The following is a 15,113-nucleotide window of genomic DNA, read 5'->3' as shown; positions in this document are numbered from 1 at the left end:
GGACACATAACCACCGGCTGTCGTTTGTGGCACGCGCGATGACCAGTCTTCTCCAACCGCGACATCACGCGGTATGGGTCCCGGCGTTCGCCGGGACGATAGCGGCAATTCGGGGCGGCCTTCTCATTCACAGCACACACGCCTAATCTGACCGATAACATGAACGGAGGAAATCAATGAACAAGATGTTGGGCCGGGTCACCGGCGCGCTGCTGGCGCTGACGCTAAGCACCGGTCTCGCCAGCGCTGCCACCAAGGTCACGATCGCAATCGGGGGCGGCGCCTGCCTGTGCTATCTGCCGACCGTGCTGGCCAAGCAGCTCGGCGAATACGAGAAGGCCGGGCTTGAGGTCGAGCTGGTCGACCTCAAGGGCGGCTCGGATGCGCTGAAGGCGGTGCTCGGCGGCAGCGCCGACGTCGTCTCCGGCTATTTCGATCACTGCGTCAATCTCGCGGCCAAGAAGCAGGAGATGCAGTCCTTCGTCGTCTACGACCGCTATCCCGGGCTCGTGCTGGTGGTGGCGCCGTCGCACAACAAGGAGATCAGCTCGGTCAAGGATCTCGCCGGCAAGAAGGTCGGCGTCAGCGCGCCGGGCTCCTCGACGGACTTCTTCCTGAAGTACATGCTGAAGAAGAACGGCCTCGATCCGTCGGGCACGGCCGTGATCGGCGTCGGTCTCGGCGCGACCGCCGTGGCCGCGATGGAGCAGGGCCAGATCGATGCGGCCGTGATGCTCGATCCCTCGGTCACCGTGCTGCAGGGCAAGCATCCGGATCTCAAGATCCTCAGCGATACCCGTACCCAGCACGATACGCTGGAGGTGTTCGGCGGCGAATATCCCGGCGGCGCGCTGTACTCGACGGCGGCCTGGATTGCCGGCCATGACAAGGAGACGCAGGCGCTGACCAACGCCATCGTGGCGACGCTGGGCTGGATCCATTCGCATACGCCGGAGGAGATCATGGCGAAGATGCCGGAGGAGCTGGTCGGCAAGGACAAGGCGCTCTATCTCGCGGCGCTGAAGAACACCATCCCGATGTACTCGCAGACCGGCAAGATGGACCCGAAGGGCGCCGACGCCGTGCTCGCGGTGTTCAGCACCGGCTCGCCCGACGTCGCCAAGGCCAATGTCGACGTCAGCAAGACCTTCACCAACAAGTTCGTCGAACAGGCGAAGGGCACGAAGTAGGGGGATGACCGAGGTCGTCATCCACCGCGTCACCGCGCTCGACCTCAAGGTCGAGCCATGGGAGTGGCCGTTCGCGAACCAGCGCCGCGACGACATCGCGGCGCATTTCGCCGAATGCCGGCGCGCCAAGCCGGGCCTGTGGAACGGCCGCGTGCTGCTAGGGCGCAACCCGCGCTTCGCGGACGGCCTGTTCGAAGCGAGCTATTTCGAGACCGATTTCGCCAGCCTGCTGGCGTGGCGCGACTGGGGCTTTCCGGATCGCTCCGCCTTCAACGGCTTCGGCATGGGCGCGCTGCGTGCCGCCGACGGCGCCTTCGTGCTCGGCGAGATGGGCGTGCATACGGCCAATGCCGGCCGGCTGTATTTTCCCGCCGGCACGCCGGATCTCGCCGACGTCAACAACGGCGTGCTCGATCTCGCCGCCAACGTCGCGCGGGAGGTCGAGGAGGAGACCGGGCTCGCGCCATCGGACTATCAGGCCGCGGCGCATTGGGACTGTGTCGTGACCGGCGCGTCGATCGCGCTGATGCGCGTGCTCGACGCCTCCGACATGGGCGAGGCTCTGCAGCGCCGCATCGAGGCCAATCTCGCGGCCCAGGACGAGCCGGAACTCTGCTCGATCCGGCTGGTTCGAAGCAGGAGCGATCTGACTGCGGCGATGCCGCGCTTCGTGACCGCCTTCCTCGAAACGCAATTCAGCCCCGGAGAGCCGTCCTCATGAGCAAGAAACCGCGCACGCTGGCCGATGAGCTCGATGGTTTCATCTCGCCGTTCCGGATCGATGGCGGGCACAGATTTCACCTCAAATCGCACAAGACCAAGGTCAAGGGCGGTCTCGACAAGGAGCAGGGCGAGGCGATCATCGAGCAGAACCGCCAGCGCCTCTCCGATTTCCAGGAGAAGCTGTACGCGCAGGACCGCTGGTCGGTGCTGGTGCTGCTGCAGGGCATGGATGCCTCGGGCAAGGACAGCGCCATCAAGAGCATCTTCGAGGGCGTCAATCCGCAGGGCTGCGAGGTCACCTCGTTCAAGCAGCCGACCTCGAAGGAGCTCGATCACGATTTCATGTGGCGCAGCGCCATCGCGCTCCCCGAGCGCGGCCGCATCGGCATCTTCAACCGTTCCTACTACGAGGAATGCCTGGTCACGCGCGTGCATCCGGAGATCCTCAAGGCCGAGAAGCTGCCCCCGAGGCTCGTCACCAAGAACATCTGGCGCGAGCGCTTCGAGGACATCTCCGCTTTCGAGCGTTACTTGTCGCGCAACGGCACCGTGATCCTGAAGTTCTTCTTCAACATCTCCAAGGAGGAGCAGCGCGCGCGCTTTCTCGACCGGCTGGAGGAGCCGGCGAAGAACTGGAAGTTCTCGATGGGGGACATCACCGAGCGCGCCAAGTGGCCCCGCTATCAGGCGGTCTATCAGGACATCGTGCGCCACACCTCGACGCCCTGTGCGCCGTGGCACGTCGTTCCGGCCGATCACAAATGGTTCGCCCGTGTCGTCATCGGCTCGACCATCGTCGCCGCGCTGGAAAGCCTGGATCTGCATTTTCCGCGCGTCGATGCCGCCTCGCGCGAGGAGTTCAAGGCGGTGCGGAAGGCGCTGGAGAGCGAAGGCAAGGGCGGCAAGAAGGGCGGCGGCTGAGACGCGAAGCCAAAGCCGCAATCACCCGGCATTGCCTCACGCCGCGCCGGCCTGCCGCCGGTCGGCGTCGTCCGCCACCAGGAACCGACGCTCGAAATCGGTGGCCGGCATCGGCTTGCCGAAGTGATAGCCCTGTCCCTGCTCGCAGCCGAGCCGCAGCAGGAACTCCGCCGTCGCCTCGTTCTCGATGCCCTCGGCGATCACGGACAGGCCGAGCTGTTTGCTGAGGCTGACCGTCGAGCCGACGATGGCCGCGTCGTCGGCCTGGGTCAGCACGTCACGCACGAAGGAGCGGTCGATCTTCAGGCCATCGAGCGGGAATTTCTTCAGGTAGCTCAGGCTCGCATAGCCGGTGCCGAAATCGTCGAACACCAGGCTGACGCCGAGCGCCTGCAGCCGGTTGAACGTCTGCAGCACGCCGGGTTCGTCGTGCAGCAGGATGTCCTCGGTGACTTCGAGCTCGAGCAGGCGCGGCGACAGGCCGGTCGACGTGAGCAGCTTGCTGACGAAGGCGGCGAGGTCGCCGGACTGGAACTGGGACGGCGACAGGTTGACGCCGACGCGGATGTCGTGGCCGGCGAGCTGCCATTGCCGCGCCTGCCGGCAGGCGGTGGCCATGACCCAGGTCGCAACCGCCTCGGACAGATGCGAGGTGTTGACGACCGGAATGAAATCACCGGGAGGCACGAGGCCGCGCGTCGGATGACGCCAACGGATCAGCGCCTCGGCGCCGATCACGCGGCCGTTCAACAGCTCCACTTGCGGCTGGTAGAACAGCTCGAATTCGTTCCGCTCGACGGCGAGCGCAAGCTCGGCCTCCAGCGTCAATCGCTGCTCGAGCTCGCGGCGGATGGCGCTCTCGAAGAGCACATGGCTGCCCGGCCGGTCCATCTTGGCGCGACAGAGGGCGAGGTGCGCGTTGCTGAGCAACTCGTCTGCCGAGTGCCCGCCCTCGGGATGCACGGCGACGCCGAGGGTGACCTTGACGCGCTGCTGACGCGTGCCCGCGTCCAGCGGCGCCTCGAACAGCTGCGACAGATGGTCGGCGAGCTCGGCCACGGTGCCGCCGATGGCGGAGCAGGGAATGGCGACGGCGAACTCGTCGCCGCTGAGCCGGGCGACGCGGCCCATGTTGCCGATCTCGGTGCGGAGCCGCTCGGCCGCCGCGCGCAAGACGCTGTCGCCGAAGGCGTGGCCGAGCATGTCGTTGATGCGCTGGAACGCATCGAGCCCGATCACCAGCAGCGCCACGCGGTCGGACGCGGCATCCGCGGTCTCGATCATGGCGGCGAGCTCGCTCTGCAGCGTGTTGCGGTTGATCAGCGCGGTCAGCGTGTCGTGCTCGGCGAGGTAGCGGATGCGCTCGGCCTCGCGCTTGCGCACCGAAATGTCGCGCAGGATCACGCCGTATTGCAGGCCGTCGGCGCCCTGCCAGGCGGAGAAGCTCGCCTCGACCGGAAACACCTCGCCGTCCTTGCGGCGGCCGTCGAACTCGATCGTGGATCCGCCGGGCATCAACGTCGCCGGCAGCGCCGCCTCCTGCTGCGGAAACAGGTCATGCGTGTCGCTGCCGTCGGCGCGCAGGCGCGCGAAGGGCTGGCCGATGATCTCGTCGGCACCGTAACCGAAGATCGCGACGGCGCCCGGATTCCACACCGTGATCCGCCGGTCCCGGTCGGTGCAGACAAGCCCGTCGCCGATCGACATCGCGATTCGCTCGAAGCGGCTCTCGGCAACGTGCCGCAGCAGGCCGCGGAAGCCGATCTCGTCGAGGGCCGTTGCCGCGAGATAGGCGACCAGCGCGATCTGCAGCAGCGAGGTGTCGAGCACCAGGGCATAGCGGTCGTGCAGCAGCAGCGCCGCGGCCTCGATCAGGACGCTGATCATGGCGATCAGCAGCGCGCGCCGCGCCGCCGAGAGCTGCCGCCAGCTCGCCAGCATGAGGATGACGATCAGCAGCAGGCCGGCCATTGTGGCCGTCGTCGATGTCGAGAGCAGGGTGCGATGCTGAATGATGGACTCGGCCGCCAGCGCCTGCAGCATGACGCCGGGCAGAACGCGGCCGTTCGGCACGCTGTAGTAGTCGCCGAGCTCGATGGCGGTCGCGCCGACGATCACCCGCTTGTCCTTGAGCCTGGCCAGCGCCGCCGTGTCGCCGCGGACGACGTCGACATACGACACCCTCGGCAGGGACGATGGATCGATGCCGTAGTCGACCAGGAACGAGCTGTGCTTGACCGCATCGCTTCCGGCGAGGAACGCTCCCATGGACTGCAGGTAGGTCTTCGCGCCGCCGGTCTCATCATTTTCGCCGAAAGCGTAGCTTCTGACGCGACCGTCGCGTGCCACCTCGATGTTCACGAAGGCCGACCATGCGAGCTGCTCGAACTGTGGCAGCGGTCGGTTGAGGTGAATGGCGGTTTCCTTCCCCGCCGCATCGAGCTGCCTGAAGACCGGCAGCACGACCGAGCTCTTGGCATTCTGCAGCGCGTTCAGGAAGGCCTGATCGCCGGCCGCGTCGGACGGCGTGCTGAAATCGACGTCGAAGGCGACGTCGCGGACACCGGCGCGCTGCAACTGCTCCAGCAGGTGCGCATACTGGGTCCGCGGCCACGGCCAAACGCCGATGGCTTCGATCGAGCGCGGGTCGATCGCGACCACCGCGATCTCGCCGCTGGCAGGGCGGTTGTCGAGGCGGAAGCGCAGATCGACGAGAGCTTGGCTCAACAGCTCGTGGCCGCCTGACAGGCCGACCGTCAGCAGCGCAACGACCACCAGAATATGCGGCATGAACCGCCTGAACATGCCCTCTCCCCAATGACTGCGTGCCACGTCGACGCCCGCTTTCGCGATCCCAATCTCATCCCATTCCGAGCGCAGAGCCATCAGGAACCCTGCTGGCCTGCGCTCCCCCACGACCACGCATGCCGGCGTGAAGCTCGATGGCGGATCCTCAGTTCTTGTTGTGACCGTAGGCGTGGGCATTGCCGTTGCCGTGGCTGCCATTGCCATGGTCGCCGCTATTGCCGTTGCCGCTACCGCTGTTTCCGTTGCCGCCGTTACCGTTGCCGCCGTTACCGTTGCCGCTGTTTCCGTTACCGCCGTTGCCGTTACCGTTGTTGCTGTGGCCGTTGTTGCTGTGGCCGTTGTTGCCGTGGCCGTTGTTGCCGTTGCCACTGCCGCCATTGTTGTTGCCGTTGCCGCCGTTGCCATTGCTGGCGGCATTGGCGCTGGCGGAGCCGCTCGGTGAGCCGATCGCTGCGGTGACGGCGGCTGCGATCGAGGAATCTCCCGACGTGCCGCTCGCGGTGGCCGAGTTGCTCGTCGCATTGCCGCCGTTGCCGCGCGCGTCATTCCAGGCGGTGCTTCGTCCTGCACCGGCGCTCGGCGTGTGGGCGCCATGGGCGAGGCCGCGCGTCGCCTTCTGGATGTTCAGGTTGACCTCGCCGATCGATGACGAGATCCGCACGACACCCGGCTTCGTGCCGCCGAGGCCCGTTGCAGAATGCTGCTGTGCGACGACCGTTGCGCCCGAGCCGTTGGCGTTCAGTGCGTGGATCACGCTCCCCTTCGCTTCGCGCGGCGGATGCAGGCCGTCGCGCGGCACCGGAACGCGATCGATCGTGGAGGCGCGCGGGCGACCGTGCTCGATCGGGCTGAAGGTGCCGGCGCCGGACAGGCTGAGGCCGGAGCGGCCGGTCGCAAAGGCGGTGGCGGCCTGGCCGGGCATCACCTGGGCGATCTGGCCGGTCTTGAAATCCGACACCTGCACCTGGCCGCGGCTGACCTCGACCTTGGTGCTGCGGCCTGAGATCGTGACGCTGAACTGCGTGCCCTTCACGACGGCGGCGAGATAGGGCGTCTCGACCTCGAAATGTTGGACATTGCGCTTCTCGACGTCGAGCAGGATCGAGCCGGCGCGCTGCAGGATGGTCGTCGCCATGCCGTCCTTGGGCGCGGCGGGCAGGCCGACTTCGGAGTTCGGCGCGATGACGATCGTCTCGGCGCCGCGTGTCAGCCGGACGCGGCCGGTCGGCCCGGTGCGGATCGTATCGCCTGGCTTCAGCGGGTCCTCGCGACCGAGCGACACCTGCGCTGCGCCCTGGGTGGTGACCCAGACCTCACCGGACGATTTGCTCACCAGCCACGGCTCACCGTCGGCCGCGAATGCGGCCGGCGTTGCACCGAAAAGGCACGCGGCGACTAACGCCGGTATCAGGAAGCGCTTGAAGGACATGGCACGAACTCGCGTCGTTGGCGGCTTTTGAAACTAATCGAAATGTTTCAAGAGACCCTTAGGAGTTGCAGCCGTGTTTGCTTCCCGCATTTACGCTTCATTGACCTTAACAAACTAAAAACGAGCCATGCGCGCTGGTTGTGTTGAGCGAACTGGGAGGGCTGCGGGTTGGCGCGACAGGGCCATCATACCGCACGCCTCGCGACGGCTGCATGGAGCCGCGCTTGCCGCCGGCATTTCCCTGTCGGCGGCGCTGTTTGCAGCGACGGCCCGCGCGCAGCAGGTCAGCCAACCGAGCTTCGATCCGCGGCAGACCGAGCGATATTTCGACGAGCAGCAGTCGCGCTCAACGCAGCCGGCGCCGCCGCGGCCGCGGGCGCCGCAATTCGCGACCCAGGGCGGCGGCGATCGCAAGCCCTTGTTTACCATGCGCGCCGTCACCCTGACGGGCTCGTCCGCGCTGCCTGCCGAGCAGCTCGCCGCGAGCTATCAGCCCTATCTCGGCAAGCCGGTGTCGCAGGCCGACCTCGCTGCCATCGCGACCGCGATCAGCGATCAGTACCGCGCCGCCGGCTATCATCTCAGCCGTGCGATCATCCCGCCGCAGGACATCCACGATGGCCGGGTGCGGATCCAGATCGTCGAAGGCAGCATCACCGAAGTGGCCTTGAAGGGCGCCGGCGCGGAAGAGTTCGGCATCAGGCCGATGCTTGGCCCCGTGCTGGCGGAGCAGCCGTCCCGCCTCGAGACTCTGGAGCGGCAGTTGCTGCTGATCAACGGCCGCGGCGGCGTCCGTCTGGTTGATTCCTCCTTGGAAGAGATCGGCGGCACCACCGGCCGGTTCCGCCTGGTGATCGAGCTGCAGACCTGGCACGTCTACGGCTTTACCGGGATCGACAATCTCGGCTCGTCGACGGTGGGCCCGTGGCAGAGCTATGCCACCGCCGCCTTCAACTCCTATCTGCTGCCGGGCGACACGCTCACGGCCAACATGTCGACAACTCCCGGCGATCCGCGCCAACTCGCGTTCGGGCGACTGTCCTACGACGTGCCGGTCGGCACCGACGGGGCGCATATCGGCGCTTCCGCGCTGTATAGCGAGGTGCGACCGGGCGACTGGAGACGGCTGTTCAACGACAACACCGTGACCGAGACGCTCGAGCTGCGCGGCGGCCTCGCGCCGATCCAGTCGCAGCGTGCCTCGCTGAAGCTCAATCTCGCGGCCGCCTTCAGCGACGTGACCGAGCGTGACCTGTTCGGCATCTGGTATCGCGATCGCATCCGGACGCTGACCTTCACCGCCGACTACCGCTGGAAGGATGATGTCGGCGGCGACAGCTATCTCACGCTGGCCTATCGGCAGGGACTGAACGCGTTCGGCGCGACGCGGCTCGACGATCCACTCGCCTCGCGCGCGGGCGCCTCGCCGAGCTTCTCGGTCTTCAACGGCTGGTTCGCGCGCTATCAGACCTTGTCCGAGGCGTGGTCGCTGAAGCTCGCGGCCGCCGGCCAGCTTGCGTCGGGTCCGCTGTACAATTCGCAGCAGTTCTATCTTGGCGGCCTCGCCTATGGCCGCGGCTATGGCATCGCCGAGATCAGCGGCGACAATGGCGTCGCCGGCACGTTCGAGGTCCGCTTCGAGCAGAAGCCGAACTGGCAGTATCTCACGAGCTATCAGCTCTACGGCTTCTTCGACGCCGGGCTCGCCTGGAACGATGGCTTCCGGCCGTCCGACGGCGTGGCGCTGACCTCGGCGGGCGCCGGGGTGCGCTTCACCTTCCCGAACGACTGGCGCGCCGATCTCGGCGTCGCCGTGCCGCTCAGCTACCGCGCACCCGACAATTCGACGCGCAGCGCGCGTCTGCTGTTGACGCTGTCGAGCGTGCTGAAGCTGTGCCCGCAGCGCGGGCAGGGCCCCTGCATCTGAGAACTTGCGCGCTTGGTGCGGCAGCAGAGGTCCACTTCTCCCATTGGGAGAGGACCGAATGCTATGGCAACCGCTGCAGCCGACCAACTCACGCGCTGGCTGTCGCGATGGTTCATTGCCTTGGATGGCGCGTACTGCGAGATCGGCGAGACCTCGTCCATATCGTCGATAACAGCTTCGTCGAGGCGCTGGGAGCACATTGGTATGCTCGGGCGGCGAAGTCTCAAGAACGCCGAATTCTTCTGCTTCGGGCTGACAGCAGATGTGCCATTCCTACTCATGTCGCCATACCTTCACCGCCGAAATCAACAGTATTGCGGCGAGCGTCGGCAGGAGGATGGCACTCGGGACGACGCCAAGTAGCAGGCCGCCAACAAAGGCGCCAACGATAGAACCGGCAGCCATTGCCAGCATGAATGACGCATTGTCTCGGACCACGACGAAGCTCTGATCTCGGCTGTAACGCGCAAATCCGACAAGCATCGTCGGAAGGCTGACTGCCAACGAAAGGCTTCCCGCCAGCTTTACATCAAGGCCGAACAGCAGGATCAGCGTGGGAATAAGAAACTCACCTCCGGCTACGCCTAGCAGCGAAGCGATCACACCGATAATGAAACCTGCCACTACGCCAGCGGCAACCAGGCGCCAGCCGGCGAACGGCGCGGTAGCCCCGGCAGAAGCGTCATGAACGAACAACAGCACGCCAGCTATAACAACCAGCAGCGTTGCAATGATTTTGTAGAGTGTTTCCGATTTCAGGCGCGTAGCCCATGAAGCACCGACATACGCCCCGACAAGGCTGCCGGCGAGAAGGTTCGCGATGATTGACCAATGCTCGCCGATCTCGGCAAAGGGCACTGTACGGGCACGGAACGCTAGCGCGGCCGCGACCACAATCAGGCTAGTGGCCTTGTTCAAGATGACGGCTTCGAGGCCTCGGAAACGAAATAGGCTGATCAGCAGCGGCAGCCTGAACTCCGCGCCACCGAGGCCGATTAGACCGCCTAGCGCGCCGATTGCAGCGCCAGCGCCGAAAGCGACTGGTCTGTTTCGCATTGGAACACGTGGGGAAGGGCGCGCAGGGCGGCCTGAACAATACTTGCCCGTGATCCGTCGCGGCGGCTGGCTTCACACCTGCTTACGGCAGGGCGTGGGGCTCAGGAACCCTAGTCCAGAACTCGGTCATTTGTAAATGTCAGCTTCGGTTGAAAAGCGGCCTATCGGTCCCGCTGCTGCCTGCTTCCGGTCGAGGCCCCGCAGCCGCCCTTGCGTGCACAGCCGCCGCGCCGAAAAAGTTGGCATCGCGACTGCGGTGGCCGCATCAGATCTAGACCGGCTTGCCGGAGCCGTGGAACAGCCGGCCCTTCTCGGTAATCAGCACGATGACGAGCGCGCTCGACGTGCAGGCAAGGAAGCCTGCCGCGAACGGCAGCGCGGTGCCGTCGAAGGCCTGGCCGACGACGGCGCCGGCGGCCATGCCGAGCAGGGTCGTGATCGAGCCGTAGAGCGACGACGCGGTGCCGGCATTCGCCCGCTGCGGCTCCATCGCCAGGGCGGTGAAGTTCGCGAACATCAGGCCGAACGTAAACATCATGCCGGCCGACAGCAGCATGAACAGCCACAGCGGCAGCATGCCGAGAATCGCCGCGCTGAAGCAAGCCAGCGCGATGACGACACTGCCGACCAGCGCGCCGTGCGAGATCATGCGCATGCCGAGCCGTCCGACGAGGCGGGCATTGAGGAAGCCGGCCACCGCAATGGTCACCGCGATCGCGGCGAAGGCGAGCGGGAAGTAGTGGCCGAGATGATAGACGCCGGTGAATAGCTGCTGCGAGGACAGGACATAGCCGAGGATGGCGCCGAAGATGCCGCTGGCCGCGAGCGCATAGCCCAGCGTCTGGCGGTTGGTGAGGGTGTTGCGGAAGGCGGCGGTGATCGCGGCGATCGAGAATGGCTTGCGCTCGCTCTCCGGCAGCGTCTCGGGCAGCCGCACCGCGGTCCACAGCAGCGCGACGATGCCGTACAAGGTCAGCACCACGAAGATGCCACGCCACTGCGTCAGCAGCATCACCGCCTGCCCGAACGACGGTGCGATCACGGGGATGGCGATGAACACCATCATCGCCAGCGAGACCACGCTCGCCATGCGGCGGCCGGCATAGCAGTCGCGCACGATCGAGGTCGCGATCACGCGCGTCGCCGCGGTGCCGAGGCCTTCCAGCGCGCGCGCCAGCAGCAGCAGCTCGAACGACGGGGCGGCGATCGCGAACAGGCTGGCGATCGCATACAGCACCATGCCGCCGATCAGCACCGGGCGCCGGCCGAAGCTGTCGGACAGTGGGCCGATGACGAACTGACCGAGGCCGAAGCCGATGACGAACGCCGACAGCACCGTCTGCAGCCGGTTGGCGACGTCGATGTGGAAAGAGGCGCCGATGTTCGGCAGCGCCGGCAGCATCATGTCCATCGCCAGCGGATTGAGCGCCATGATCGCCGCGACCACGATGACGAATTCGGTGAAGCCCATCGGCCGGTGACGGACGATCTCGATGGTGTCGGCACTGGTATCAGCCAAGGCGCGGGCCTTCCATGGTGTAGGGAAATGCGGAAATGGGCACCCATACGTATCGGCTTTGCTGCGTCGCACAAGGCGTGTTTCGGAATGGCTGGTCACCGGCGCCGGCCGTTGGCGCGATTGTGACCCGCCGTGACCCGCTGAAAATTGCGCCGGCGGCGACGCGATGGTAACGGCCGTGTGATCGACGTCCGGATCCAGGCCAGCATGAAGACCTACAAGATCGTCGTCTATGTCCCGGAAGCAGCGGGTGACGCCGTGCGCCACGCGATGGGCGAGGCCGGCGCCGGCCGCATCGGCAATTACGACCACTGTTCGTTTACCGCGAAGGGCGTGGGCCGGTTTCGTCCGCTGGGAGGCGCCAATCCAGCCATCGGCGCGGTCGGCCAGCTCGAGACGGTCGAGGAGGAGCGCATCGAGACCGTCTGCGCCGAGGACCGGCTGAAGGCCGTGCTACAGGCGATCCGCGCTGCGCATCCCTATGAGGAGCCGGCGATCGACATCTACCCGATCGAGGTGGTTGCGTTGCGATCCGCCGACAGTGCTTGATCTCATTGAAGACCCGTTCGACTTTGTTGCGTCCCCAGTCATTTCAGCGTCGATTTCGCGCTCGCTCCATTTGAGGTTTTCGGGCGCCCTTTGTGAGCTAAGGCAGGAGAGCCAGCTATCTTAGTTTGGCTTGTCAATCTGCCGCCTGATCTCGCCGATGAACGCCGCCAGATTCCGGTCCTCCGGCGTCATGATTGCGAGCCTTTCGGCGTAGCCCAGCGCCGCCTTTGCATCGCCTGTCGCGCGGCTGAGCGAAACCAGAGCGGACAGCACATCCCTATCATTGGGATGGCTTTCCAGAGCTTCCTTTAGGACCGTCATTGCTTCGTCGGCTCGCCCGCCGGAATGCAGCGCCACCGCGTAGACATAGATATAGCGCGCGCGACCCGGTTCGAGTTCTGTTGCTCTGCGCAACTCGGCGAGCGCCTCGTCGTGCCGCTTCAGCCGGGTCAAGGTCAGGCCGAGTGCGTGATGCGCGGCCGCGTCGGCAGGTGATGCCGCAATTGCTCCGCGCAGAACAGCTTCTCCGTCGCCGTCGCGGCCAATTTGGCGATAGAGGTCGGCCAGATTGATGGCGGCCGCCGCATAGTGCGGGCTGAGCCTGAGGGCTGCCTTGTACTCGGTCTCCGCGTCCCCGGTCCGTCCGCGCAAGGCCAGGAAGTTTGCCAATGCGGTGCGGGCCTCGGGCCGTTCGGCATTGGCGCGCTGCGCCGTGATGAATTCGCCTGCCGCCTGATCGAAGCGTGCGCGATCGGGCAGCGGCTGGCTTGCAGTCGGAACGGAAGCGAGCAGGGAGGCGACCCTGATCCGCACGCCACGCACGGGATCGGTGAGCAGCGGCGAGACCAGCGGCCAAATCTGGCCGGCAGGCACGTTTTCCAGCATGTCCAGCGCGCCGATCCGCACCATGGGATCGGGATCGGCCAGGCCTGCCCGTGCGGTCGCAATGTTCGCCGGAGCGATGCGCGAGGCGAGTTCGCCGAGCGCGCTCGCACGCGCCACAGCCGGCGCGTTCCTGTCCGCGGCCAGAAGGTCAAGCAGCGCGGCGGCGTCGGCCTGGTCGCTGCGTGCTGCGCGGAATGCGGGCCCATAGGTCTGGAAGCCCTTTCGGTCGGGCCCGAACCATTGCTCGATCGCGGCGGCGGCCCATTGCGCCGGCTTGTCGCTGTGGCAGTCGTTGCAGGCGTTCGGCGTCTCCAACTCGACCGAAAGATCGGGTCGCGGAACGCGGAAGGCGTGATCGTGACGCCGGTCGATTTGCATGTAAGTGCGCGCCGGCATGTGGCACGACATGCAGGTCGGCGCCGGATCGGCTCCCGCGTGATGGCGATGCTTCGCATCGGCGTATTTTTCGGACGCATGGCATTGCAGGCAAACGCCTTCGCCGGAGACTCGGAGCTTTGCGCCGTGCGGCTCGTGACAATCGCTGCAGGTAACGCCGGCCGCAAACATCTTGCTCTGTTTGAACGGCGTATAGTTATAGGGCTCCTCCACATCGCGGATCTGGCCATCGGCATGATAAGTGGTCCGCGCGAGCGCCTCGACCATATGGGTCTGGGACAGCGATTGACCGGGTGCCCAGTCCTCGCTGAAGCCGGCACGGCGCGCGTGGCATAGCCCGCACGTCTCGATCTCCTTTCGCAGCGCGGCCGGCGCGGCTGAACGCATCGCATTTCCGCTCCGCGGATCGATCGGCCAAGTGACGCCGCGCCGTTCATCGAAGCGGACCAGCAATCCCTTGCTCGGATCCTCGTGCTTGCCGAACGGCCACCAGCGTTGCTTGTCACGCGCCCAGGCGGCGTGGGCGGAGCCCTGACCGTGACAGGTCTCGCAACCGACGCTGATTTCCGCCCATGTCGTCGCGAAGCGATCCGTCGCGGCGTCGTAATGCTTGCGCAGGCCGGTCGAGTGGCATTCCGCGCACATGAAATTCCAGTTCTGGTTCAGCTTGGTCCAGTGCAGGACGTCGTCGTGCTTGATCTCTTCCTCGGGATGGAGATGGAACCAACGCTGGCCGCCGTTGTCCTTGGGCCGGCCGTCCCATGCGATCGGCAGCGCCTGGATGCGCCCATCTGGAAATTCAACAAGATATTGTTGCAGCGGATCGATACCGAACGTGTACTTCACCTCAAACACGGCAAGCTTGCCGTCGGGCCCGTCGGTTTCGATCATGAATTTTCCGCCATCGCGGAAGAGGCGGGACTGCACACCGAAATAGTCGAAGCTCTTGTTGAAATCGCCGAGCACGGTCTTGTCGGTCGCGTGCGCCATCGCGGCCTTGTGCTGCGAAATATCCCATAATTTGGCTTCTGCCTGATGGCAGCCGGCGCAGCTTTCGCTGCCCACATAGGTGGCGACGAATGAGGCCTGCGCCGTGGAGGCCGGTCCGCCGGCCTTGAGGAGATGAAAAACCATGCCGACCACCAGCACGAGCGCGATCGTGACCGCTACTGCAATCCAGGTCGCGCGCCTGGAGAAGGCCGTTTCGCCGGAAGCAAGCCGATCCTGCGGCGCAGCCGGTGATGGGGCCGCGGCGGATCCCTTCCGCGATCCCTTCGTGCCGGCTTTTGGCCGCCTGCGTGTCAACGCTTTTACCTCACGGCCCAATTGGTCAGCTTGCGATCAAGCTGCTCCGTCGGTCATTTCCGCAAATGCAGGAATGTTTGCCAAGGTCGCTTGACCTGCATCAAGGCGTGCCTCCCGGAGGCCCCGATGATGAGCTGTTCGATGGGAGGATGCCAAGATGAAATTATCAATTGCCCTAACAGGGCTGTTGCTGGTGACGGGGTTCGTAGCCGCGAGCACTGAAAGGGCTAGTGCAGTGGTGTATTGTCAGTATGTCGAGTATCCCGTCGGCTGCGTCGTGAGGCCCGGCGTCGTGCTGCGGCCCCGCCCGGTGGCGCGCGCCGTGGTGACCCCAGGCGTGCGCGTGCGGGGAACGCCGATGAATCGAGGCGGGCCGGTCAATCGCGTCGGCAGACGCTAGAATTT

At 65.7% G+C, this 15,113-nt stretch carries 12 protein-coding genes; 7 read left to right on the top strand and 5 right to left on the bottom strand.

Annotated elements, in window-relative coordinates:
- The first annotated feature begins 176 nt into the window (after positions 1–176).
- Genes QW868_RS06290 through QW868_RS06280 form a run of 3 tightly spaced genes read left to right on the top strand, consistent with a single transcriptional unit; the run spans position 177 to position 2,834 of the window.
- Positions 177–1,190 (top strand): ABC transporter substrate-binding protein, encoded by a 1,014-nt coding sequence (locus tag QW868_RS06290; protein WP_315736915.1) that lies wholly within the window; start codon positions 177–179, stop codon positions 1,188–1,190.
- A 4-nt stretch (positions 1,191–1,194) separates the two neighbouring features.
- Positions 1,195–1,911: an NUDIX hydrolase gene (locus QW868_RS06285; protein WP_315736917.1), complete on the top strand. Its 717-nt coding sequence runs from the start codon at positions 1,195–1,197 to the stop codon at positions 1,909–1,911.
- Positions 1,908–2,834: a polyphosphate kinase 2 family protein gene (locus QW868_RS06280; protein ID WP_316230146.1), complete on the top strand. Its 927-nt coding sequence runs from the start codon at positions 1,908–1,910 to the stop codon at positions 2,832–2,834. The genes QW868_RS06285 and QW868_RS06280 overlap by 4 nt, the downstream gene beginning before the upstream one ends.
- Before the next feature lie 36 nt (positions 2,835–2,870).
- Here the strand turns inward: QW868_RS06280 and QW868_RS06275 are convergent, their stop codons facing one another.
- Together QW868_RS06275 and QW868_RS06270 are read right to left on the bottom strand one after the other, a co-directional pair.
- Complete coding sequence (locus tag QW868_RS06275; protein WP_316230145.1) at positions 2,871–5,639, bottom strand: EAL domain-containing protein; 2,769 nt, start codon at positions 5,637–5,639, stop codon at positions 2,871–2,873.
- Positions 5,640–5,787: 148 nt separating this feature from the next.
- Entirely contained in the window at positions 5,788–7,071 is a 1,284-nt protein-coding gene (locus QW868_RS06270) for a FecR family protein (RefSeq protein WP_316230144.1), read from the bottom strand.
- 127 nt (positions 7,072–7,198) lie between these two features.
- Between QW868_RS06270 and QW868_RS06265 the strand changes: the two genes are divergently transcribed.
- A complete protein-coding gene (locus QW868_RS06265; RefSeq protein ID WP_316230143.1) occupies positions 7,199–8,998 on the top strand; it encodes a ShlB/FhaC/HecB family hemolysin secretion/activation protein in 1,800 nt (599 codons plus the stop codon).
- 273 nt (positions 8,999–9,271) lie between these two features.
- On the opposite strand, the gene QW868_RS06260 is transcribed toward QW868_RS06265, so the two are convergent.
- Positions 9,272–10,054 (bottom strand): sulfite exporter TauE/SafE family protein, encoded by a 783-nt coding sequence (locus QW868_RS06260; protein WP_316230142.1) that lies wholly within the window; start codon positions 10,052–10,054, stop codon positions 9,272–9,274.
- A 271-nt stretch (positions 10,055–10,325) separates the two neighbouring features.
- A complete protein-coding gene (locus QW868_RS06255; protein ID WP_316230141.1) occupies positions 10,326–11,573 on the bottom strand; it encodes a multidrug effflux MFS transporter in 1,248 nt (415 codons plus the stop codon).
- 207 nt (positions 11,574–11,780) lie between these two features.
- Here QW868_RS06255 and QW868_RS06250 point away from each other — a divergent pair, with 207 nt between their 5' ends.
- Positions 11,781–12,122, top strand: a complete 342-nt coding sequence (locus QW868_RS06250; RefSeq protein ID WP_316230140.1) for a YqfO family protein — start codon at positions 11,781–11,783, stop codon at positions 12,120–12,122.
- Between the two features lie 120 nt (positions 12,123–12,242).
- Here the strand turns inward: QW868_RS06250 and QW868_RS06245 are convergent, their stop codons facing one another.
- Positions 12,243–14,552, bottom strand: coding sequence for a tetratricopeptide repeat protein (locus QW868_RS06245; protein ID WP_410051282.1), 2,310 nt, complete (start codon positions 14,550–14,552; stop codon positions 12,243–12,245).
- Between QW868_RS06245 and QW868_RS06240 the strand changes: the two genes are divergently transcribed.
- Positions 14,536–14,802, top strand: a complete 267-nt coding sequence (locus tag QW868_RS06240) for a hypothetical protein (RefSeq protein ID WP_315736926.1) — start codon at positions 14,536–14,538, stop codon at positions 14,800–14,802. The genes QW868_RS06245 and QW868_RS06240 overlap by 17 nt on opposite strands.
- 63 nt (positions 14,803–14,865) lie before the next feature.
- Complete coding sequence (locus QW868_RS06235; protein ID WP_315736927.1) at positions 14,866–15,108, top strand: hypothetical protein; 243 nt, start codon at positions 14,866–14,868, stop codon at positions 15,106–15,108.
- Positions 15,109–15,113 lie beyond the last annotated feature (5 nt).

Source organism: Bradyrhizobium sp. SZCCHNR1051 (assembly GCF_032489615.1).
Lineage (GTDB): Bacteria > Pseudomonadota > Alphaproteobacteria > Rhizobiales > Xanthobacteraceae > Bradyrhizobium.
The sequence above is the reverse complement of the archived record's forward strand: the minus strand, read 5'-3'. Positions and strand labels throughout refer to the sequence as shown.